Consider the following 22,695-nt stretch of genomic DNA (forward strand, 5'->3'; position numbering starts at 1 on the left):
CGGGTCATTTATCCGAGCATTAATGGCTAGAGCTTATGTAGTTATACTCAAAAGTACAATCATTGCCACTGAAATTACCACAAACAGCATGGGAGGTGATGTGTGAAGATGCGCTTATTGGTTGACTTGGTTGCACAAGCTGACGCTGCACCAGATACGAACTATCACGATAAGATTCGCGGTCGAATATGGCGTTCCCTCCGAGGAACGAAGTTCGATGATGAACACGGGAACGGTAAACCACTCGGGTTTTCATACTCGAATATCTTCCCCTGGGGGTCGATGACAGCAGGAGATAAACGCCAGTTCCTCCTCGCGTCGACCCGGGAGGATCTTCTCGCGGCAATCGCGAAGGATTTCCGCGACAACAGGGAGTTCAACATTGGCGACCGACCCTTCGAGATTGAAGACTTGCGGGCACTCGATGTCGATGTCGGCGAACCGGGAACACGAGGTGTTATCGAGACCGCAACCGGTGTCGTTGTCCGGTTGTATGATCACCACCGCGAAGAGTACGGTATCGACGGCGAAGGTCACGACGGAACGCCGACGTACTGGCAACCCGAACACACGATCGAACCGTTCCGAGACGCAATCGTCGATAATCTCCAAGAGAAACACGACCGCTTTGCGCCGGAATATCGTCCCGGCCCCGCGGAGGTCGATGGCTCATTGTTCGAGGGCTATGACTTCCTCAAGACATACGCACTTCCGGTAACGGTTACGACGGGAACAGAAATCGAGATAGTGGTGAGCAAATGGCGATTCGATTATCGCGTGCGTAATGACACACACAGACATCATCTCAATCTGGCGCTCAACACCGGTATCGGCGGTCGGAACGGTCTTGGATTCGGATTCGTAAACATCGTCGAGAAAACGACGCCGGACAGAAGCGAATTGGAGGGAGAGAATGCTTTCGCCTGAGGAGTTCGAAAAGCAGTATCCCGAAAACGAACTGGCCGAAGAACTCCCCGACAAGCCGATTTCCTCGCTTCGGGACATCCAGTACCTGTACGGTAAGCTTTACACCCTCGCAACCGCAGGTGGCGGGAAGTACGCGTCCTATCTCACCCCGGATTCGGCTCGCGATTTCGTGGACGAAGAAGATAGTCTCGTCGTCGTCCGAATCGACGTCTCGGGAGACGAACCGCGATTGGAAACCAGCGACCGGCGTGGCCCCGTGTGGATTACGAAGTACACGAAAGAGCTAATCCCGAAGGTTGCACACTGTAAATACCCCGCGGCACGGGGTATCGACCACAGTGTCTCCCATCAGGCGGGCAAGAACAGCGACCCAGAAAAGCTCGCCCGATACGCGACGGAACGACTGACGAAATGGGCGACGGACGACGTGGTACAGTCGGTTGCCGACGAGCACGAAGATGGCTGGATTATCGACGCACTCGCCGACCTCGGAGCGGACGAATCAGTTCTCGACACCATCGAGGAGAGCGTTACCACGCAACTCGAAGGCTCGACTTCGGCACTGTTGACGGTACAGGTAAAAACAGAACCTGACGGTGAATACCAGTGGCCGGGCGACGCCGACCTCGACGTGTTCATGGCCGGAATGCGCCGTCGAAAACTGTCAAAACTAGTCTCGAAGGGACAGGCGTCTGATTCGTCGGGCGAAGCGACCGACCTCGTGACTGGTGACCGAACTCGAACCGTGGGAACAGCGGAAGACCCGCTGAACTACTTCCTCGGCAAACAACTGGAGAAATTCCCCGGACTCGACCCAAATGAAGCGTGGCGAACGCATCCGATTTCGGAGGACGCTGCGATTACGCTCATGAACGCAGAGACGTTTGTTGACGCTTGTACGTACCGAACATTCGGCGCGAACGTCTACTACCTGCCATACTTCTTCGGTACTCCGAAACCAGAGAAGACGTACTCTCTGTACGGAATGTTGTACGATGTCGCAACTGCAAGCGATACATCGGAACGCCTCACACCCGTTGAGCACGTCTATCGAAAGCGAGAGACCGAACCTATCGAAGACCGACTTCGATTCTACATCTCGGCGATAATGCCGCATCAGATGTCGCGGTACGACGTGTTCGGTGAAACGATGAATGGTCTGATTCAGTACCCGGCTAGCCTTCAAAGTGCACACCGAACGATACTGAAAACGACAGTATTCCGCGATAGCAGGGAGCGAACCGCCGCACTACCCACCCACGAGAATTGGTCACTGCTCGTTGGAGAAGACTTTCTCGGAACAGTCGCCTCAGGATGGTACTTCTTACAGACTTTTCCTGAAGGAGACGACGACACGCATGCGAGTGCGGACGACCGTCGAATTCAGGCACTCGTGGCCGTCCTTTCCGGAGAGGCAATACCCGTCTCGATGCTCTTAGAAGCGTATGTAGAGCGGATTATCGATGAGAGCCGAGACGACGAAAACGGATTTCCCGGCCTTCGAGTCGCCGCTCAGTACGCGCAGCTCTGTGCGCTCGCACACGCCGACCACGATTTCCTCGAAGTCAGAGACGAGAACGACACACTACAGCAGATTACGAACCCACCAACCTACAAATCACGAACTATGAAATCAGGACGAGAAATAGCCATTCCAGACGGCGGATTCGCTGGAGAAGAGAAAATAGAAACGTTCATCGAAGACACACCTGCGCTTGCCGAGAACGACGAGCGATGTGCCTCGTTCCTCCTCGGCGCGCTCGTCGGCGCTGTCGGTAACTATCAGGAGTACGTACAAGAGCGTTCGACGACACTCGTTGACCAATTCCCGGTAAAAGCAGTCACCCGAAACCGCGTAAAGAAAGTCGCAGAGGATGCCATCGAGAAGGCCGTTACGTACACGCGCCAAGAAAAAAAGGAGGGGAGAGTCTATCCCGGAACGAAATTCGACTACATCGTCGAACGGCTCCGAAAGACCATCATCCAACCCGACCCCGACGACTGGACTATCGACACGGACGATCTCCGGTTCTACTACGCTCTTGGCGTCACCTACGGCATGAACGACCGGCCAGTCAAGACGAACGGTGCAGATAAGTAACCCGAAACAACCCAAACATACCAATGACAAACGACACAAACTCCGTCGAGAACCGCTCCGAAATCGTCTTCCTGTACGACGCCGTGGATGCGAATCCGAACGGAAACCCATTGAGCGGCGCGAATCGGCCACGAATCGACCCGCAAACGCGACAGGCAATCGTCACCGACGTTCGGTTCAAACGCTACCTTCGCGACCAATTAGATGACGACGGTCACGGAGTGTATATCCGAAACGTCCACGAAGACGGTCAGCAAGCGACGCGCGAAGACCTCCTCAAAGCAAGATTGAAAGAGGTCGATTTGGACGAGACGGACGATGAAGACCTCGCAGACGAGGTCTTCGGGACGTTCCTCGACAATAGTTCCGACGTTCGGTACTTCGGTGCGACGATGAGCGTCGATACCGACCACGAGTACGCAAAGCACCTTCCCAACCACTTTACCGGCCCCGTCCAGTTTTCCCCCGGGAAGTCGATACACGCTGTCACCGAGAACGAGGAGTACGACAGCCTCACGAGCGTCATCGCAACACAAGACGACAAGGCCCAAGGTGGATTCGACTTGGACGACCACCGCATCCAGTACGGACTCATTCGATTCCACGGCCTCGTAGACGAACACGGCGCTGAAGACACGAACCTCACGACCGAAGATATTGAACGACTGGACACGCTTTGTTGGCGTGCAATCAAGAACCAGACTATCAGCCGAAGCAAAGTCGGACAGGAACCGCGTCTTTACCTGCGCGTCGAGTACGACACCGACAGTTTCCATCTCGGCGGTCTGGACAAAGACCTCGAACTTGACGGTGACCGAACGAAACCGGACGACGAACTTCGAAACGTTCGCGACCTCACCCTCTCGGTCGATGCACTCATCAGTCGCCTCGAAAAGAACGCGAACCGTATCGAGAGAATCCACGTCGTCGCAAGCGATGTTCTCCCCGTTTCGTACGGCGACGAAGTCGGTGACGCCGAACTTCTTTACGAAGCACTCGAAGATGCGCTCGGTACGGAATCGGTTCGCGTCGTGGACGTGTACGAAGAACACCTGGCAACCCTTCCCTGACCGTGACACAGGATACACTCTCCGCGTGGGACGATCTCCCATCGGACAGCGATAGCGTTCCACCCCGATGTCTCTCGGTTACAGTTCGTGGGCCGTGGGGACACTTTCGGCGTATCGAGGGGAACATCGTCAAGCAAACCTATCGTATTATTCCTCGGACAACAGTTGCAGGTTTGCTCGCCGCCGTCCTCGGAATCGGTCGAGACGACTACTACGACCTGTTCGCACCGGAGGAGTCGGCAATCGCCATCGAACCCATCGAACCACTTCGAACGGTGAACATGCCGATGAACACACTGTCCACCGCAAACGAGGCGATGCAGTCGCTGAACTCGCGTGGAAAGGTGAGCGTGAAGCTTCCCGACCCAACTAAGCTTCGCCAGCAACACAACTACGAAGTGCTCGTTGACCCCGCCTATCGACTCTACGTCTGGTTCGCGAACGACGACCGTTTCGGGGAGCTAGCGGCGATGTTGGAGGATGGTCGGTCACACTACGTGCCGAGTTTGGGACTCTCGGAACACCTTGCAGAACTCGATTACCACGGCATCAGTGAAGTCGAAACAGGGCCGACGGAAGGACTCGTTTCGGTCGATTCGGCGGTGCCAAACGCGGTCGAGCGAGTGATTCCCGAGAAGGAAGCGCGGTGCCAAGTCGAAGAATCACCCGCGTTCATGACCGCCGACGCAGGTGGTCGAACCACAACCGGTTTCACCAGCTATGCGTACAACCCCGACGCTGGCCCGCTGACGGTTCGAAATCCCGAAACAGCCATCGTTGACGGGAAGACGGTGATGTTCGTCTAATATGTCGTCCGAGTACGAAGAGCGATACTCGCACCCCGAAGAGGATGAAAAATCGGCAGTCTATCTCATCGACCATCTCCAAGACGTTCGGAACCGAGTTGAGTGGGCTGTTCCGGAAGACGCCGTAACACCGGATGGAGAGTCGCTCGTGGACGTTATGAAGAAACTCGCACTCGTCCACGATTTCGGGAAGGCAACGACGTATTTTCAGCAGCACATCGATGTCCTGCCCGGAAAACCAGACTTTCGGCAATTTCGGTATCACGCACCAATCGGTGCATTCGCGGCATACTACGTTCTCAAAGAGACAGGACATTCGGTACAGACGTGTCTGGCCGGATTCGTTGCGGTAGCGAAACATCACGGTCGACTTCCGGCGGTTACGGAGTACATTTTCGACCGAACAAAAGATGTATTCGAGAATCGGGATGAAAATAGTGAGTCCGAAGTTCTCGACCCAATCGAGATACAGGTAAACGACATCCATAAAAACGCGCCTCGGCTCGCAGAATACGTTTTTGTAGAAGCAACTGGGAAAGAAGATTCATGGTTGAAGTTTGCGAAAGCGTGTGTTAATGAAAACTCACTGTTTGAAGAGGTCGCTCATCACGTCTCGAAAAACGGAGACCGGGCTTTCACGAATCCCGAATTTCTCTCAGACGAGTTCTACGGACTCGTTCTGGAGTGCTGGGGGTCGCTGGTTCTCGCGGACAAGACGAGTGCCGCAGGTGCGCCGGAAACAAAATCGGTGTACGAGCCGGAAACCCCAGAAATGGAATCACTCGACAGCTACATCGAAGAAATCGAAGTTCGCTCGAATGCCGACAAGAACGGGAGTCGAACGGAACTGCTCAACTACTATCGCTCTACAGCCCGCGAAGACATACTCGGGAGCGTTTCCGAATTTGTCGAGAGTGATTCAGATATTGCGACGATTACCCTGCCAACCGGGATGGGTAAGACACTTAGTGGATTGAGCGCCGCACTCGCAATTCGTGACGCCACGGACGGCGACCGAGTAATCTACGCACTGCCGTTTACGAGCATCATCGATCAAGTCGCAGAAGAGGCCAGAGAGGTGTTTCCCACAGACGGAGTGGACGGGCTCCTCACAGTCCACCACCACCTCGCTGACACTCGATTTGCTCCGAAAAACGATGTAGACGAAAATAACGAGTACGATTCAGCCGATCTGAACGACGACATTGCAGGAATGCTCGGCGAGAGTTGGCGCGGGGGACTCACCGTAACGACGTTCGTGCAGCTGTTTGAAAGTCTTGCGGGCCCACGAAACACCCAATCGATGAAGCTCTCGGCGCTTCGTGGTAGCGTCGTCGTCCTCGACGAACCCCAGTCGCTTCCACTCGACTGGTGGAAACTCGTCCCACGACTGGTCGAAGTGCTCACCGAGCAGTACGGTGCAACCGTGATTGCGATGACCGCAACTCAGCCGGAGTTGTTTGAGAAGGAGATGTCGCTCGTCAGCGACGTAGATCAGTATTTTTCGGTTGCCGAGCGCGTTCGATACCGGCTTCACGATTCAGTTGAGCGGTTTCTTGCCGGAGGTGAGACGCCACTCGGCTACGAACGTGCGGCCTGCGAACTCACAGACAAGGTTCGAGATGGAACATCGACCCTCGCAATCTGTAACACTATCGACAGCGCGCGTTGCTTGACAGAGACAGTTACCGACCGCATCGAGACGGTAGACATCGCAGAAGAGTACCTCAACGCTCTCGAAGCGGACGTGTCGAATCCAATCGCGCAAACCGTTTTGCGAGTGTGGACTTCGAATGGGCGTCCCTTCGTTCATCTCTCTACTCGGCTTCGGCCAACGGATCGGTTAGCTCTCATTCGCATCGTCAAAATGCTTCGTGAGAAAGGGGTGCAAGTCGTCGCAGTAACCACGCAACTCGTCGAGGCTGGCGTTGACCTCAGCTTCGAAGCGGTCTACCGCGACCTCGCACCAGTTGATAGCATCGTTCAGGCCGCTGGTCGGTGTAACCGGTCGTTTGAACAGGAGTACGGCGATGTTACGGTCTGGTGGCTAGCAGAGCCAGACGAGCAAGAATCCACGCCAGCAGTTGCCGTCTACGACAAGGGTGGAGAAACGCTGCTCCCGGTCACTGCTGCAGCACTCGAAGAAGTGAGGGATGGCGGCCAGTTGACGGAAACAGACGTTTCTCGGAGAACGGTAAAAAGCTATTATGAGCGCCTGCACCACGACAAGGATGTTGGTCGGGCAGAGTATGCAGAGTACGTCGATACCGCCGATGCGGAAGCACTCGGTCAACTCTCACTTATTGATACCAATCGGAGTATCGACGTAATCGTTTGTCTCTCGAAAGACGACGAAGACCTCGTAGACGAACTTGAAAAAGCGTACAACGACTATGACTTCAACCGAGTCAAGGAGTTAGTCGACGAGACGAAACCGCTTCGCGTTTCGATTCCGATTTATGACGATGATTCGAACGAATCTGAGCAAGTCACCAACCTCCCGCCGCTTGGAGGCCGAGAGGAGGAAAACGACGTTCGTGTACTTCGGCCGGGAACCTACCAGTTCGAAGAGTACTTCGACGCAACCACCGGATTTGTCGTCCTCGACCCGAGCGTGGAGGACAGGTTCCTATGACCGACTCCGACCCCGTTGACTTGCTTCTCCAAACTGCTCGGGACGAAGCAGGGCCGGAAGAGTTCCGAGTGACTGGCGTGATGATGCAGTACTACGTCGTCTGTAAACGGGAGCTCTGGTTTCACAGTCGCCACGTTGAGATCGACCGCGGTAACGCGGCAGTCGTTCGCGGGACACACGTTGACGAGACTGCGTATGCGGACAAGCGCAAACACGTTTCGATTGATGGTACCATCGCCATCGACGTGTTGGACGATGGACGTGTGATGGAAGTCAAACCGTCGTCGTCGCTCGTCGAACCTGCAAAACTACAGTTACTCTACTATCTCTGGTACCTGAAGCACGTCGTCGGTGTAGAAAAGTCGGGCGTCCTTGCCCATCCAACCGAGCGAAAACGAGAAGGTGTAGAACTCGGTGAAGAGGAATCGGAACAGGTTGAAGATGCGATTCGTGGCGTGTACAATGTCGTCACGAGCGATTCACCACCACCGGCAACCGAGAAACCAGTCTGTGAATCGTGCGCGTACCACGATTTCTGTTGGAGTTGTTAATATGGATAGAAATTACCACGTATTCAGCGATGGGCGTCTTGAACGGCACAACGACACTGTACGACTCGTCACGCTTGATGATGAGAAAAAATTCCTTCCGATTGAGAAGGCAGAGGCCGTCTACCTTCACGGGCAGATCGACTACAACACGCGACTCGTCTCATTTCTCAATAAACACGGTGTCGCTCTCCACATCTTTGGCTGGAACGACTACTACGCAGGCTCGGTCATGCCAAAGCGGGGGCAAACCTCCGGAACAACGCTAGTCGAGCAGGTTCGCGCATATGACGACCTGGAACACCGCGTTGACTTAGCGCGGAAATTCGTCGCTGGAAGTATCCACAATATGCGAACAAACGTCTCGTACTACAACACGCGCGGTCACGACTTCGAGAGTGTTCTCACCACGCTCGAAGAGACACGCGACCGGCTTGAGGAGACGACCGACGTAGCGGAGACAATGGGTGTCGAAGCAACGGCGCGTCGTGCCTACTATTCGACGTTCGATGATATCCTTCCCACTGGATTTGTGTTCGACGGCCGCCGCTACAACCCGCCAGACAATGAGACGAATAGCCTCATCTCGTTTGGAAATTCCCTCGTCTATGCGAACATTATCTCGGCTATTCGTGCAACGGCGCTCGACCCCGCGGTGAGCTATCTTCACGAACCCGGCGAGCGACGGTACTCACTTGCTCTCGATATCGCGGATCTATTTAAGCCCCTTCTCGCTGACCGGGTTATCTTCCGACTTCTCAATCGAAATCAGCTCACGACAGACGATTTCGAAACCGACCTCAATTCGTGTTTGCTGAACGAACGGGGTCGGGAAACGTTCTCAAAAGAGTTCGAAGAGTCGTTGGAAGAGACGGTCGAACATCCACAGCTCAATCGGAAGGTGAGCTACCAGTATCTCCTTCGCTTAGAAGCGTACAAACTCAAGAAGCACTTGCTCACAGGGGAAGAGTACGTGCCGTTCAAACGGTGGTGGTGACATGGTCTACGTCATCGTCGTCTACGATATGCAGGCAGATCGAACACGTCTCATGCTCAATTTCCTTCGGAAGTATCTCACGCATGTCCAGAATTCTGTTTTTGAAGGAGATATTACGGAAGGCGATCTCGAAACTATTCAGAATAAGACGCGTGAGACACTCAAGGCCGACGAATCGGCGATTATCTATCGAATGAGTTCGGAGAAGTACGTTGACCGAACAGTCGTCGGTGAGGATCCCACCGATGATGCACGATTTCTCTAAATTTCCGTCGACCCCCCGGGGGTTTGGGGGTTACTGAGGGTCGACGGAAACACCCAAGTGTGAATGGCTTCAAGAGCGACTGAGTGCCCAGAAACGGGTATGGTTACAGACGAACCGTAGTCGGGTTGAAGCCATCGGCGTCCGTGAGCGTGATGTCCGTCTCGTGGAAGTTACAGACGAACCGTAGTCGGGTTGAAGCCCCAACTACCGGAGTGGTAGTTTTCTAGCGAAACGGTTACAGACGAACCGTAGTCGGGTTGAAGCTGGTTCATTGCGCTGATGGCGATGGTCGGTGGATGCGTTACAGACGAACCGTAGTCGGGTTGAAGCAGCATACCCGAGTCACTGAAACATCGCTTGGACGTGGTTACAGACGAACCGTAGTCGGGTTGAAGCCGGCGCTGGCGTCGGACAGCCCCCGCTCTGGGCGTGTTACAGACGAACCGTAGTCGGGTTGAAGCCTCCCGACGAGCAGTTCGAAAGCGCGCCCGGACTGTTACAGACGAACCGTAGTCGGGTTGAAGCGTAGATCGGGAGGAAAAGGCGGGCGTGTCGCCTGCGGTTACAGACGAACCGTAGTCGGGTTGAAGCGATGCCAAGGCTGGCAACGAAGGTGATCAGGATCACGGTTACAGACGAACCGTAGTCGGGTTGAAGCCACATCAACGGTGCCGAACTCGTCTTTGTCACGCCGGTTACAGACGAACCGTAGTCGGGTTGAAGCTACCGATAACGTATGCTGTTGGAGTAAGTGTATTCCGTTACAGACGAACCGTAGTCGGGTTGAAGCTCTGGATTGTCGCGGCGATGTGCCACCTGCTCGGGGTTACAGACGAACCGTAGTCGGGTTGAAGCTCAGGCTCACTCGTGCTGATGACCCGTCCCCGCTGGTTACAGACGAACCGTAGTCGGGTTGAAGCTCCGTGAGACCATCAGTCGATGGCCCGGCCGAGGGCGTTACAGACGAACCGTAGTCGGGTTGAAGTTGAGTTTTTTGTCCCCATGTTGGATTTGCGACGACTGTCCTAGCTTTCGGCTTGGATGTACCGCTCAGTGGATAGAGGTCGGCGGTGATACCGATGTTGAGATAACAGCTCCTGCGAAGATCATCGTCGAAGCAAAAAGTCGAGGGAGTTCAATTGGTGTTCGGAGTCTTAAAGCAACTCGAATCGAAGGCCACAGAGATAGTCGTAGAGCAGATCACACAATTGTCGTGTGCCCTCACTTCCCACTCAGGGAATTACTCGTTAGTTCATATAGAAAATATAAATAATTAGGATAAGTATTTTTATTTATATTTATGAAAATTACTATTAATATATTATCCATCACAAATTTCCTCAACAACAAGTTCGTAGACCTTTGGGAAGTTTGCCTCAAGGAAATCAATATCATCACTGAGTCGTTTTTTGATGCGGTTTCTGACAGTTGATTCGACTTTGTACCGATAGTTATCAGAAACATCAGCGTTACCTCCGATAATTTCTCTTTCTCGGTCAGTGAGGAGAGCACGGCCTTCGTCGCTCATGTTTGGTGGTGTTTCGTCTGCTCTCATATATTCCTCCGTATTGTAGGTGGATTCACCCCTACAAACACCTTACTCTTGGAAGTATATACTCTATGAAGTAATCATTAAGAGGTTAGAGGATACTCTATAAAGTAAGAAGCGTGGATTCTGGTACAGAAACCAGACGGCGCTGGAGACGCCGCCCGCGCTTCTGCGCTCACAGAAGCATGACTAGCAATACCCCTGCCGTAGAAAAACGCATCGACTACCAACCACCATTTTTCCGAGGACACCACTAATGGCGTCCTCCGACGAGAAACCCAACGGCGGGCTGCTCTCCCTCGAGGCCCAATTCGGCGAAAAAGTCTTCGAACCCGTCAAGCGCCTCGAACCCACACCCGAAACCGCCACTCAAGACCCAGACCAACCCACGCCCGACACCGACGAGGCGATCACTCGCGCGTACCTCGTCGAACTCCGCGTGGGCTTTCAAACCCGAACCAAAACCACCAGCCAAGCGCCCTCCCTGTACTGCATCTACGCCACGCCGGACTGCCAACGTTTCTTCGAACGTCGCCTCCACATCGACTATGACGAGGGCGGCTTCCAGATTCCCGAGGACACCGACACCTACCGCTCGGTCGCCACCACCAAAACGGGCAATCCGAACCTCCCCTCGACACCACCGGGCGAAACCCACGCAGAAACCCGCACCCACTACCAGTCCATCCTCGAACGGTGCTACGGGATCGACGCCACCACCCACACCACCACAACTGAGGTGCGCGCGTAGATGCACCCCACCGAACGCCCTTTCCAGAGAGCGCTAGCTGTCGGCACACAACCTCACGACAATTCGTTCGTGAGACAGAATGCATTCCTATCAGAATTAGCACTTATATGCGTAAAGTATATCCACCTAGTCGCGAAGCTGCAACCAAGGCGTACGAGCCTGAATCGCCAGCGGGCGTATCCTTATCGACCACGACGCAGCCACGACGTACCGCACTCCACGAGCACCAGCCACCGGCAACGCCACACTTGGTTCCCACCCATGAAACTCACACCACGGAACCCCAGTAAGCGACGACGACTCCAGCCCGACCTCACTCCTGAACACACGACCCTCACCACACCTGACGAGGACCCAGACAACTGGAGGCGAGCGTAATGGCCCACCACGATTGTGAGCCACCGCGCAAACCAACACAGGACACCGACCACGAGTGGTCACCAGACGACGAAATCACGGCAGCCGAAATCGAAGAAACATTCGATCAGTGCCCCCACTGTGGCACGTACATCGTTCAATGCGATGGGTCACACTCCTGCATTCCAGCCGACTACCAGCCCCATGCAGACGAGCCGGAACGTCGCCGTCGCATTGAGGCCAGCCCCTTCCCTGACGACGAGGAGGTGCTCGTCCTCGATCAGCCGACGAGCAGGGCCTACGCCTACCACGAACCCAACAACGAGAACAAACCACTCTGTTGGCCCCACACTGACGGCACATTTGCCACCCTCTCACGAGCAGCAGCACACGACCAACTCCAATCGCCCTGCCAGCGCTGTGAGCGCATTCGGCAAAAACGGGAGGCAGACCAATGACCGACCGAGAGACGGTTCTCGGACTCGCGTGCACGGATCCAATCCAAATCCGTACCAAGCATCGCACGTTGACGGGCATCGTCTATCAGTGTGAGTACCATGAACCCGAACTCACCTGCCGCGGCCCCGAGCCCGGTGAGCACGTGCTGTACGTTGCGACACCGACCCACGATCTCTACCGCCTGCAGTACCGTTACTACGACGAGATCGAGCACACCGAGGCCACACTCGAACACTACGATCTCTCACCGAGTGGGCGCTACACCTGGCTTCGGACGGGTGCCCGTGTCGAGTGCATCACCAACCCGAGAGGAGGTGAGCAAGCATGAGTACCCACGAGCATTCAATCGTGCCGAAGCCACTGAACCCACGTGATCCGGAAACACTTACCCGACGCCTCTCGCCAGGTGACCACGTTCGTATCACGACGACCGACCTGCCGCGAACGATCTGCACGGTCAGTGAGACGAACCCACCGACGAGCCACGCACCGCAACTCGTCCTGACGGCACCGCCGATCACCACGACTGCACAGAACGACGTCCAGCAAGCCACCTTCCACTGCACTGCCAGCCACTCCAATTCGCCCATGACTGTTCTCGAGTACACCCACACCGCTAGCGACACGACTGCCCGCTGTATCGGTTCGCTCACCACGATTGCTCACCTCCCGCGGCTCTCAAACCAGGAGACGACACTGCGGCCACAGTGGAGGTGTCTCGCGATGAGTAACACCACCGCTTCCGGAGTATCCAGTACCCTCGATGCAGACGATATCTCGGCCGGTAAACTCGCCAAACACGTCCAGTTGCTCACCGACCGAATCGACGACCTTGAACAAGAAGTTGCCATGAAAGACGAACGAATTGATGATCTCGAACACCGGGTTGAGGAACTCGAAGACTATCGCACAGAGGCGGCGAAAGAACGTGCCCAAGATCGACAAAAGCTCAGTCGTCTCGAAGAGACGACCGAGACTATACAGACAGATGTCGACGACCTCGCCGAAGCTGAAGAGAAGAACAGTCGCGTACGGGCGTCGGTCTCGCGGCTAATCAATCTCGTGCGCGATTACGAGACCGAAGAGAGTGTTGACGACGATTCGCCGAATCTCGTTGCGGAAGCGTCGAATGCCGGTCGACAACTCTTCGAGACAGTGCAGCGTTCAGAACAGAACACTGAACTCGTCAACTTCCGCGAGAAGCGTGCCGAGAGTCAGCAAGTCGAGGACAAGTATCTCAACGTGCTCGAGCACGCCAAGAACGTCGCCAAGACGAACGACGTGATGGTTGCACGGTTAGGCTATCGGGAAGTCGCGACCCACTACGGCTGTGCGTACAAGAACGACGGCTATCGCGTCATGGAGGAAATGGCCGAACGTGTCCCCGGTGTGACCTACAAAGAGTCACGGACGCTGTGTGTAGACGACGCGATGGGTGTCGGTAGTCACCACATCGAGATCGCGTTCGCACATCCCGATTTAGCCGGATGGATGCGCGCCCACGAAGCCAACGCGGAACGAAACGGAGGGCGCTAATTATAGCGTTGTAATCACGGGGTTCGAAGAACCCCCACTCGGGCGGCACCACCATACGAGATTCACACCGCGTTGTCGGTGACACATGGTGGTAGTAATCGGTTGGTTACGGTGGAGTGCGTCTTTTTCTGCGTCTTTTTCTGCGAAACAGAGGGGGTCGCGTTCGCGATCCCCCTCTATTACAACGGTATAATCGACTACCATGAGAACGACAAATGACAACAATGTAGCGAAGTATCGAGGACAAAATCTTCGCCCTAATGCGTTTCTCTGAACCGATTTTCGAAGCCACTTCTCCACTCGGCTGCCATTACCTCGCCCTCAAACGCTGCTAACAGCTTTCACAGGAAACGATTGACTGCTATCCCGTCCACGAGTACCATAGCATATAGAAACCATTTATATCGACGTAGTTTGCTCCGAGCTAATACCTTACATGACCACTACATCCATATCAGATGATGGCAACCAATGCTCTTTCAGTAGAAAACACGCGCGACATTGAATCATTTGTGAGTGAATGGGTTCGTGACGAAGGTGTTCCTGGTGTAAGTGTAGCGATTGTCGACGACACGGATTGTCTCTATACCGATGGGTTTGGGGCACGTAACCTAGAAACAAACGCACCAGCGACGCCAGAGACGCTCTATGGCATCGGCTCTTGCACCAAGTCAATTACCACTGTAGCGATTTTACAACTCGCTGAAGACAGCCAGCTCACACTTGATGATCCAGTTGACGACTACCTTCCATACCTCCGTGAGGTCAACGCGGACTCAATCAGGATCCATGAGCTGCTCACGCATTCGTCGGGAATGCCCAGCGATGGCAGTCTTTCAGCCCTCATCACACGACTCACAGGCCGCAGTGACCAGGATCCAGATCAGCCATTGAGCAGTGATGACGATTTTCGACGACACATCGAGGGATCTGTCGATGAACGACTGACTGATCGTGACCGGTTTTTCTACTATAACACGGGCTATTATCTCCTCGGCAAGGTCATAGAAGCAGTCACCGAGCAACCGTATGCAGAGTATATTCGCGACCAGATTCTCGAACCACTGGCGATGACTCAGTCGTTATTTTCCGAAGCAGACTTTGAGACGGTTGAAGATCGAATGACACCGTATAACCAAGAGGATGGAACAGCTGTCGAGGGCAAGTTAGCTTTCGATGAACGACTGTATGCCGCGGGCGGAATGATTAGCTCGGTCAGAGAGATGGCAAACTACCTTCAGATGTTCCTACGGGAAGGAACGTTTGACGATCACGAGATACTCTCATCGGAATCGATCGAATCGATGACCAAGCCGTATGCAACACGTGAGGAGTATCTCGACGAACGCGAACAGGGTTATGGGTATGGCGTCGCTGTCGAGTCATTTCTTACCGACACACTGGTTAACCACGGTGGGATGATGGGAACGACCACAGCCTGGTTTGGCTATTTGGTTGATGCTGGAATTGGTGTCGTAACGATGTGCAACACTGCTCCCGAGAAACGTCCCTCTGATGTAGGAAAGGCGCTTCTCGCCATTGTACAGGATGAATCGCCAGCAACAGTGGTGCCAACGTATATGCTTGAGCAGAAAGCAGAACCATTACTTGGAGAATATGCATCGTATCATGGTATCCGAACGGCAACCGTCTCAAAGAGGAGTGGCGGCCTCCATATTTCATTTGACGATCCAGGATGGTCAGCTGATCACTACGTCTATCCCGAGCGACTACAACCGGACGACTATCAGTACTCATTTGTCACCGACACTGGAAAGCAGGTGCCAGTAGAGTTTCGCATTGACGATGACGCAGTGAGTATGCTGTTTCAGCGGTGGCAGCTCCACAAAGAGTGACAGTGGCAGCAGAATTCGGCACGATTCATCGGTTTCCCGATTCAGATTTCCGGCTCTGTTTAAATCCTCATCAGCTGATAGAATTGGTCTGCTGAATACAGAGGATACATGCAGCAGAGCATTATCTACAGGAGAAATAGACCTAGTTCACATAACGGCGGTCCCCTCCGGCGCCGTGGCTGCCTTCAAGAAGGCGCACAACGTAGATACATACCGTCTGATAAGGTTCCGGCCCTTCTATCGTCTATATTGAATAGTCGTGATGAACAAGAGGATTCTATGACCAACCTCATCTACTTCATCAATTCATCACTCGACGGCTACATCGCCGACGAGAACGGTAACTTCGACTGGTCAGAACCATCCGAGGACGCGCATGCCTTCTTCAACGACCACCAGCGATCGGTCGGCACCTCCCTTATTGGCCGTCGCATGTATGAGACGATGCAAGTGTGGGACACCTTTGTTCTCGACGACCTCTCCGAGGTAGAACGCGAGTTCGCCGAGGCGTGGGGGGATACCGACAAGGTCGTCTATTCAACCACTCTGGACACCGTGCCGGAACCGCGGACCCACCTGGAGCAGACGTTCGACCCCGAGGTGGTACAAGCCATGAAAGACCAAGCCGACCGCGACCTGTCCATCGGTGGCCCCAGTCTCGCTTCCGAGGCCATCCGCGCAGGTCTGGTGGACCGGTATGTACTGCGCTTGGTTCCGACGATCGTCGGTGGGGGAACCCGAGCCCTCCCCGACGCAACGCGGGTCGACCTCGCTCTCAACACGACACGTCGTTTCGAGGACGGCTCCGTCCTCGTCGACTACAGCCTCCGATGACCAGATCACCCCTAACCAGGCAGCGGAATAGATCGACCGAGAAGTCACCGTCAGGAGAGTGCGGTTTGATTCTGACGACACTGTTCACATCTTCTATTTGCGAGATGTTACAGGAGAGATCCACCTTTCCGTGTTCTGTATCGTTTGCACTCGTCCGGGATGGAACCAACGTAAGTATATTAGTCATCGCTCGCAAACACTAACCCATGAAGCGGACGATCGACACGGACATCGACGGCATTGATGTCACTCGGCTCCAGTCATATCTTTCCCAGACTGAAGTCACGTTCGCTCTTTTATTTGGCTCTCATGCCCGTGAGACGGCAACACCGACATCCGATGTGGATATTGCACTCCACTTCCCGGATCAACTTGACGCCCGTGAGCGGTTTCAACGACGGAATCGAATCGATGCTGACCTCCAAGCGTATGCCGAAGGTTTTGTCGACGTAAGCGACATCGAACAGCTCCCATTGAACGTCGTTCATTCAGCAGTCCGTGATGGAATACTCCTCGTCGGGGATGAAACAGCCGTAGACGACTATCGCGAACAAATCGAACAAGAGTACGGTGCAACCGCTGATGAGCGAAAGCGAGAACGTCAGGAGTTCATCGACCGGCTTGCGAGCGGTGACGTCTGAATGGTTGATGAGGAGATTTTCGTCGATAAGCTCCAATACATCAACCAATATACCGGCGATTTGCGGCAGATGCGTGGACAATCACGAGACCAGTATCTGAACGATATGGTTCGGCAGCGGGCAGTCGAGCGAACGCTGATGAATCTCATCCAAGCGTGTATCGATCTCGCCCAGCACATCCGTGCCACAGAGGATTTCTCATCGAGTGAAACGGCAAAACAAGAGATACAGGCCCTTGGTGAGGCAGGGATCATCACGAGTGAAACACAGATGAAGCTGGAGGAAGCCGTTGGGTTCCGCAATATCCTCGCCCATCGTTACGGTGACGTTGATCAGGAAGTCGTATTTGACGTCCTTCAAGACGATCTCCAGTGGTTTGAGCGGTTTCAACAGGAGTTGGCACAGTGGTTCCAGCAACAGAACAGCACATGAATCAACACCTAGATCAGTCGTTCCGTAGTTCGTCGAGAGCGATGATCACATACAACAGTCCGACCAACCGGGTCCCGACGTAGACCCACGGTTTCCAACGGCAGTCGCTGGCATCAGTGTACGCAAGCTCGGCACCATACTCGACATAGGCACGTGGGAACGCCAACGCAAGCAGTCCGATCACACCTAGAAAACGCTTGAATGCAGCATACGAGCGGTCGCTTCGCCACATGGAAATTACGATGAGAAGTCCTTCGATCCGCGCACCAGGAATGACCCACGACTGCAATTCACAATCGTCAGAATTCTCGAGTGCGAGCTGCTCAGCACGGTCGAGAAGTGCGTTTGGGGACAGTAGTTCGATGATGCCGATGGCTGAAAGGAGCAGTTGGAGCATGAGTTGAGAGTTAGGTATCCGACAAGATAAACTTCATCGGATAACGAGGATGCCTTTGCTATTTAGATCCGTAATCGGTGAGTCGAAGCTTTCCCTCAACTTCGTAGAGATGGCCCTTATTGTACAGCCGTTCGATGATATCTTCGGCAGTAGGTGGCTCGAGATCCTCTTTCTCAGCTAAAACAGCATAGGCTTGCTCGTAGGTGAGTTCACCACCGGGTGGGGTTGTGCTCGCAAGTGCCTCAAGGGCTTCTTGTGCAAGTGGAGTGAGTGGCGACGTCTCGTTTGGACCCATTCGTACGACCAAATTCGAGGACGCGATAGGTAAACCCTCGGACAGAGTCTACTCATGATACTACTTAGCTCATCGTGACAAGGGGAAAAGCAGACAACATGGGAGCATGGGTTGGGATGAACACAAGAACCCACGTCACCTGCTGGGTTACGCTGACTGCAGTCTACGCTTCGTACGTGATGGATAAAGAGTTCAGCCAACCAGAGTGGAAGTGAAACTGAAGACACGGGAGGATTCGCGGCATCAGCGCTTCTCACGAACAATGTCGAGCCGGAGCGCATATGCTAAGGCGAATATTCTTGAGTTAGCATAATATGCTAACCACCAATGCCCAACACAATCAAACGGTCTGGCGATGGGCTTGCTCTCCAAGTCACAAAGCCTGCCAGAACCGCTAGACTCGTTGAAGAAACTGACAACGAGTCCGCCCGCCTAGCAGACATTCGCGTGTTTGCATTCGGCGGTCTCCTCCTCGTCATCGATATCGACCGCATCAATGACGAGAATATCGTCGAGCTCGCAACGTCAGCCGCTTTAGACACCGTCTCGATCCACCGAGTCGCAAACGCCTCACTCCAAATCGCAGGCAATGGATATCAGGTGCAACTGCCGGGTGCTACAGATGCAGGATTCCACGCTGGTGATCGAGCGCCCTGTACGCCAGCGCCGAATCTGCTCGTGATTGCGGCAGAAGGATCGGGACGAGTGGCAGCAGATATAGTGACGATTCGAAAAGAACAGGTGTGAAATCGTCCGCTCTCGGTTAGTATATTATCTTAACGAATAGACGGATCCAGCCGGTCAATCGAATTGGTAATGGTGGTCGATCTTGAGAAAGCACCCCCACACCGGATTTCAAATGAATTCGGCTCCAAAGGAAGGGAGGGTTCGAAGAATAGAGGTGATAGCGTGAGTACTCAAAGAGAAGATTCACGTAATAGGACGGCTATATCCCATGAATTTCAAGCAATTGAGTTCATTTGCAGCACAACCTCTCTATTCGCACTATTATATATATTACTATAACGGTAAAGTAGTAGTAGTAGTAAGAGTGCAAGAAACTCGGTTTCCAAAGGTACAACCAATATGAAGAGTGACCGATTTCTACAAACGACCTATTTATATATTGGATGCTGAACTGCCATTGCAATCGTAGATACTCGTCCTTTCTATCGTGGTTCATCGAGTAACACCGAATTTCAGATGATTTTCCAACAACAGTACTTCTACCGGCTGTTTAGCGTGGGTTCAGATAGTCCCGTCCTTTTTCCCCATAGTTATGTACCCGCTTGAATCGTGCCTGAATTCATTTGAAATTCGGTGTGGGGGCGTCGAGTATCCTCTATCTTGTCATACCCTACCGAGAGTTCATTTGAAATCCGGTGTGGGTGGGGGTTAGCCAACCTCTCCTACACCATCTGTTTTTACAGGGAATTCATTTGAAGCCCGGTGTCAGACGAACGGGTGACAATTTTTGTTTGGTTCATAGAATTTCCAACAACAGCGACCTGCTTTCGACACGAATCGATGCAACTGACGTGCCTGGGGAAAGAACTAAGGTGAATTCATTTGAAATCCGGTGTATGGATTCAGGCACAGCACAGGTGAAAACACTCGGCGAGTATGCAGCCGAGCATGGGGCTGTTGCCCATTCTCGCTCTAAGGCTCGCGATGATCCTCTTTCCGTGCTTGACGAGGATGATCCTATTTTCGCCAACGAAGATTTACTTCGTATTGACCACATCCCCGAGCATGACAAAATCGTCGGTCGAAACGACCAGATTGAAACCGTCGCTCGGCGACTCAAACCGACAATCACGGGGGGATCTGGAAAAGGAACGCTCCTTCTTGGCAAGTCTGGTTCCGGAAAAACGCTTGTCACCCGATATGTGAGTCGGGAGGTCGAAGAACGCGGTGCAGAGAATGACACCCGAATCGGTCGGGCAATTATCGACTGTGCCCAACGCCGCTCGGAAGTTCAGACTGTCATTCATCTCTCAAAAAGTCTGAACGATCCGCAGCAAACAGGAATTACGATTCCACACTCGGGAATCGCGACGGGAGCATACTACGACCGTTTGTGGAGCGTCATCGACAAACTATACGATGCGATCATTGTCGTTCTCGACGAGATCGATCGGCTTGCACCGCCCGATGATGCCCGGAATATCCCACCAGAGGAAGCGGATGACAGCAAACTCCTCATGCAGCTTTCTCGAGCTGGAGAGGAGAATGACGTTGATGCTAGTATTACTGTCGTTGGCATCAGCAACGATCTCAAATACGGTGACCGATTGGACACCCGTGTCGAGAGTTCGTTTGCTCCCGATGAAATTGTTTTCCCTGCCTATGATGCAAATCAATTGGGAGATATTCTAGACCGACGTCGGGATGCCTATCACAAAGGCGTCCTTTCGGAGGACGTGATCCCGTTGTGTTCTGCATTTTCTGCCCAGGAGCACGGGGATGCACGACGTGCACTTGATCTCTTTCGACTCGCTGGTGAAGTCGCTCGTGATGCCGATGGCGATCAGGTTTGTGAAGAACACGTTCGAGCTGCGAACGACGATGCTGAAGTCACACGCGTTCAAGATTTGATCAGGGGCTGTCCAACCCAGGCAAAGATCGCGATTGCTGCGCTTGCCGCCATGGATGAATTCACCAACCAATCCCATTTCAAGGCGACTGAGATGTACCAAGTCTACCGTGTATTTGCAGAGTCGATTGGCACGAACGTCCTTGGTCAAAAGCGTATCACCGATCAACTCCGTGAGTACGAAACGCTGAAAATCATCGACATGACCCGAACGAGTGATGGATACCGTGAAGGAACGTACCTAGAACTCTCTCTGTTGGATGAAGCAAGCCTTCTGCTTCAGTCGATTGGACTTGATGATCAGTGTTCTCGAATCCCGATTGACACCAAAATGCGCCAGCAGATTGTTGGCCTCGTGGGACGCTAGCTTTTTGCCTATAGCTATTGCTTTCAGGTACTTTTCAGTCACACAATTTCCAGCTACAATGCGTCGTATAGCTTCAAAAACTCAATAGAAGAAAATCAACGCTCAGGACGAGGTGCAGTCTGATACCGTTCAATCGCGTCGGACTTCTCTACGCGAGCATATACTGTCTGTAACGTTTCTTCGGCCCGCAGTAACCCGTGTTCGCCGAGAAACGCTCGTCCCTCATCACTGACCCCGTAGAACTTGTATGGGAGATCATTCTGCCGTTGCTCGTCAGGGAGAAACACCTCTTCGACGACTCCCACATCAACGAGTTGCTGGAGGTGCTGACGGATCGTCGTCTGGCTCTTGCTCGGATTCACGTAGTCCAGTTCTTTCAGCGTTGGAAGCTGTGATGGGTGTCCGAGGATGTCCTGGATGAGCGAGAACCGCGTTTCTTGGGTGACAACGTTCAACCGTTTTCGAACGTTATCGAGGTTGGATGACGTGTGACCAGACGTACTCATACTTGTTTCTTCGAGTAGTGCGTGCAAAAGCGTTTCGCCGAAATACGAATCGGTCTACTACGATGTGGTTGCTGATGAAGTCGATGCATTGATACTCGACAATTGAGAGTACAAAGACAATGAGCACGGAGGAACCTACTATAAAAGAATTTGCAGAGAGAGCCGAGGAGCATCTGCACAACACTTCGCTCACTCCCCAGGAATATGAAGACCTCAAACACAGCGTTGCAGAACTCTCCCCTATTTTCACAAATGAGTCCGCTTACTTTGTTCTCGGTAGCTACGGTCGGCCGGAGATATACCGGCTTCAGTTAGTTAAGGATCGTCTCAACCGGCGGAACGATTCCTATGCATTTCTTATGGTGGACATCCGGAGCGAATGGGTCAACACCTATGTCAAATTCCGCCTTCTAGCGGACTATTCCGACTACATTATCGGTATAACCGAACACGACCGTGGTGGTTTTCTTGTCGAACAGGGGTACTTCACTGCTCTGGAGTCCTATTTCACGAAGACGCGAGTTTTCAAGCGTGAATATTCCACTCTGGCTCCCGATACAGTCGATACGAATGTCGATCTCGAGAAGCCATACAGTGGGATGCAGACTGCAATCTTCGACATGCTAAACGATGCAGGCCGCCTGTGTATCTGGCAGACCGAGGACGACCTTTTAGAATGTGCCGAAGGACTTCCCTAGTGATTTGCTAATTCTCCTCTCTGGAATTGATTTTGATAGCAAGCGAGACGTGAGTTAGCGAGCCACTTGACT

23 protein-coding genes and 1 CRISPR repeat array are annotated in these 22,695 nt (G+C 53.4%); of the genes, 19 read left to right on the forward strand and 4 right to left on the reverse strand.

Annotated elements, in window-relative coordinates:
- Positions 1-108: 108 nt before the first annotated feature.
- Genes cas6 through cas2 form a run of 8 tightly spaced genes read left to right on the forward strand, consistent with a single transcriptional unit; the run spans position 109 to position 9,349 of the window.
- A complete protein-coding gene (cas6, locus tag HL45_RS17745) occupies positions 109-927 on the forward strand; it encodes a CRISPR-associated endoribonuclease Cas6 (RefSeq protein WP_049972557.1) in 819 nt (272 codons plus the stop codon).
- On the forward strand, positions 914-3,028 hold the full coding sequence (cas8b, locus tag HL45_RS17750; RefSeq protein WP_162833895.1) for a type I-B CRISPR-associated protein Cas8b/Csh1: 2,115 nt from the start codon (positions 914-916) through the stop codon (positions 3,026-3,028). Before cas6 ends, cas8b begins: the two co-directional genes overlap by 14 nt.
- Positions 3,029-3,051: 23 nt before the next feature.
- Positions 3,052-4,098 (forward strand): type I-B CRISPR-associated protein Cas7/Csh2, encoded by a 1,047-nt coding sequence (gene cas7b, locus HL45_RS17755; protein ID WP_049972558.1) that lies wholly within the window; start codon positions 3,052-3,054, stop codon positions 4,096-4,098.
- 2 nt (positions 4,099-4,100) lie between these two features.
- Positions 4,101-4,904, forward strand: a complete 804-nt coding sequence (gene cas5b / locus HL45_RS17760) for a type I-B CRISPR-associated protein Cas5b (protein ID WP_049972559.1) — start codon at positions 4,101-4,103, stop codon at positions 4,902-4,904.
- Position 4,905: 1 nt separating this feature from the next.
- Positions 4,906-7,539 carry a CRISPR-associated endonuclease Cas3'' gene (locus HL45_RS17765; protein ID WP_049972560.1) on the forward strand — a complete coding sequence of 878 codons (2,634 nt, stop codon included), beginning with the start codon at positions 4,906-4,908 and terminating at the stop codon, positions 7,537-7,539.
- The gene (gene cas4, locus HL45_RS17770; RefSeq protein WP_049972561.1) at positions 7,536-8,090 is read left to right on the forward strand and encodes a CRISPR-associated protein Cas4; all 555 of its coding nucleotides are present in this window, start codon (positions 7,536-7,538) and stop codon (positions 8,088-8,090) included. The genes HL45_RS17765 and cas4 overlap by 4 nt, the downstream gene beginning before the upstream one ends.
- A 1-nt stretch (position 8,091) precedes the next feature.
- A complete protein-coding gene (gene cas1b / locus HL45_RS17775) occupies positions 8,092-9,084 on the forward strand; it encodes a type I-B CRISPR-associated endonuclease Cas1b (protein WP_049972562.1) in 993 nt (330 codons plus the stop codon).
- A gap of 1 nt (position 9,085) precedes the next feature.
- Entirely contained in the window at positions 9,086-9,349 is a 264-nt protein-coding gene (gene cas2, locus HL45_RS17780) for a CRISPR-associated endonuclease Cas2 (protein ID WP_049972563.1), read from the forward strand.
- 102 nt (positions 9,350-9,451) lie between these two features.
- A CRISPR array of direct repeats spans positions 9,452-10,335; the repeat unit is 30 nt; unit sequence GTTACAGACGAACCGTAGTCGGGTTGAAGC.
- 335 nt (positions 10,336-10,670) lie between these two features.
- Here cas2 and HL45_RS20075 read toward each other — a convergent pair.
- Positions 10,671-10,904 (reverse strand): hypothetical protein, encoded by a 234-nt coding sequence (locus HL45_RS20075; protein WP_211250896.1) that lies wholly within the window; start codon positions 10,902-10,904, stop codon positions 10,671-10,673.
- Positions 10,905-11,154: 250 nt separating this feature from the next.
- Between HL45_RS20075 and HL45_RS17785 the strand changes: the two genes are divergently transcribed.
- The 8 genes from HL45_RS17785 (at position 11,155) to hepT (ending at position 17,764) form a co-directional block, all read left to right on the forward strand.
- On the forward strand, positions 11,155-11,649 hold the full coding sequence (locus HL45_RS17785) for a hypothetical protein (protein ID WP_049972564.1): 495 nt from the start codon (positions 11,155-11,157) through the stop codon (positions 11,647-11,649).
- 377 nt (positions 11,650-12,026) lie between these two features.
- Positions 12,027-12,464, forward strand: a complete 438-nt coding sequence (locus HL45_RS17790; protein ID WP_049972565.1) for a hypothetical protein — start codon at positions 12,027-12,029, stop codon at positions 12,462-12,464.
- On the forward strand, positions 12,461-12,793 hold the full coding sequence (locus HL45_RS17795) for a hypothetical protein (RefSeq protein WP_049972566.1): 333 nt from the start codon (positions 12,461-12,463) through the stop codon (positions 12,791-12,793). The genes HL45_RS17790 and HL45_RS17795 overlap by 4 nt, the downstream gene beginning before the upstream one ends.
- Positions 12,790-14,001, forward strand: coding sequence for a hypothetical protein (locus HL45_RS21695; RefSeq protein WP_233274841.1), 1,212 nt, complete (start codon positions 12,790-12,792; stop codon positions 13,999-14,001). Before HL45_RS17795 ends, HL45_RS21695 begins: the two co-directional genes overlap by 4 nt.
- Positions 14,002-14,462: 461 nt before the next feature.
- Positions 14,463-15,857 carry a serine hydrolase gene (locus HL45_RS17805; RefSeq protein ID WP_158413723.1) on the forward strand — a complete coding sequence of 465 codons (1,395 nt, stop codon included), beginning with the start codon at positions 14,463-14,465 and terminating at the stop codon, positions 15,855-15,857.
- A 279-nt stretch (positions 15,858-16,136) separates the two neighbouring features.
- Positions 16,137-16,691, forward strand: coding sequence for a dihydrofolate reductase family protein (locus HL45_RS17810; RefSeq protein WP_049972568.1), 555 nt, complete (start codon positions 16,137-16,139; stop codon positions 16,689-16,691).
- A gap of 206 nt (positions 16,692-16,897) precedes the next feature.
- Complete coding sequence (gene mntA, locus HL45_RS17815; RefSeq protein WP_049972569.1) at positions 16,898-17,332, forward strand: type VII toxin-antitoxin system MntA family adenylyltransferase antitoxin; 435 nt, start codon at positions 16,898-16,900, stop codon at positions 17,330-17,332.
- Positions 17,333-17,764, forward strand: coding sequence for a type VII toxin-antitoxin system HepT family RNase toxin (gene hepT / locus HL45_RS17820; protein ID WP_049972570.1), 432 nt, complete (start codon positions 17,333-17,335; stop codon positions 17,762-17,764). It abuts the gene before it with no gap.
- Between the two features lie 13 nt (positions 17,765-17,777).
- On the opposite strand, the gene HL45_RS17825 is transcribed toward hepT, so the two are convergent.
- Both HL45_RS17825 and HL45_RS17830 read right to left on the reverse strand, forming a co-directional pair.
- Positions 17,778-18,161: a hypothetical protein gene (locus tag HL45_RS17825; RefSeq protein WP_049972571.1), complete on the reverse strand. Its 384-nt coding sequence runs from the start codon at positions 18,159-18,161 to the stop codon at positions 17,778-17,780.
- 58 nt (positions 18,162-18,219) lie between these two features.
- Positions 18,220-18,456, reverse strand: coding sequence for a hypothetical protein (locus HL45_RS17830; RefSeq protein ID WP_049972572.1), 237 nt, complete (start codon positions 18,454-18,456; stop codon positions 18,220-18,222).
- Between the two features lie 327 nt (positions 18,457-18,783).
- Here HL45_RS17830 and HL45_RS17835 point away from each other — a divergent pair, with 327 nt between their 5' ends.
- Together HL45_RS17835 and HL45_RS17840 are read left to right on the forward strand one after the other, a co-directional pair.
- Positions 18,784-19,203, forward strand: a complete 420-nt coding sequence (locus HL45_RS17835; protein ID WP_049972573.1) for a hypothetical protein — start codon at positions 18,784-18,786, stop codon at positions 19,201-19,203.
- An 836-nt stretch (positions 19,204-20,039) separates the two neighbouring features.
- Positions 20,040-21,419, forward strand: coding sequence for a Cdc6/Cdc18 family protein (locus HL45_RS17840; RefSeq protein ID WP_049972574.1), 1,380 nt, complete (start codon positions 20,040-20,042; stop codon positions 21,417-21,419).
- Between the two features lie 95 nt (positions 21,420-21,514).
- Here HL45_RS17840 and HL45_RS17845 read toward each other — a convergent pair whose 3' ends face one another.
- On the reverse strand, positions 21,515-21,925 hold the full coding sequence (locus HL45_RS17845) for a helix-turn-helix domain-containing protein (RefSeq protein WP_049972575.1): 411 nt from the start codon (positions 21,923-21,925) through the stop codon (positions 21,515-21,517).
- 119 nt (positions 21,926-22,044) lie between these two features.
- Here HL45_RS17845 and HL45_RS17850 point away from each other — a divergent pair, with 119 nt between their 5' ends.
- A complete protein-coding gene (locus HL45_RS17850) occupies positions 22,045-22,623 on the forward strand; it encodes a hypothetical protein (protein ID WP_049972576.1) in 579 nt (192 codons plus the stop codon).
- Positions 22,624-22,695 lie beyond the last annotated feature (72 nt).

It is taken from the genome of Haladaptatus cibarius D43 (genome assembly GCF_000710615.1).
Classification (GTDB): domain Archaea; phylum Halobacteriota; class Halobacteria; order Halobacteriales; family Haladaptataceae; genus Haladaptatus; species Haladaptatus cibarius.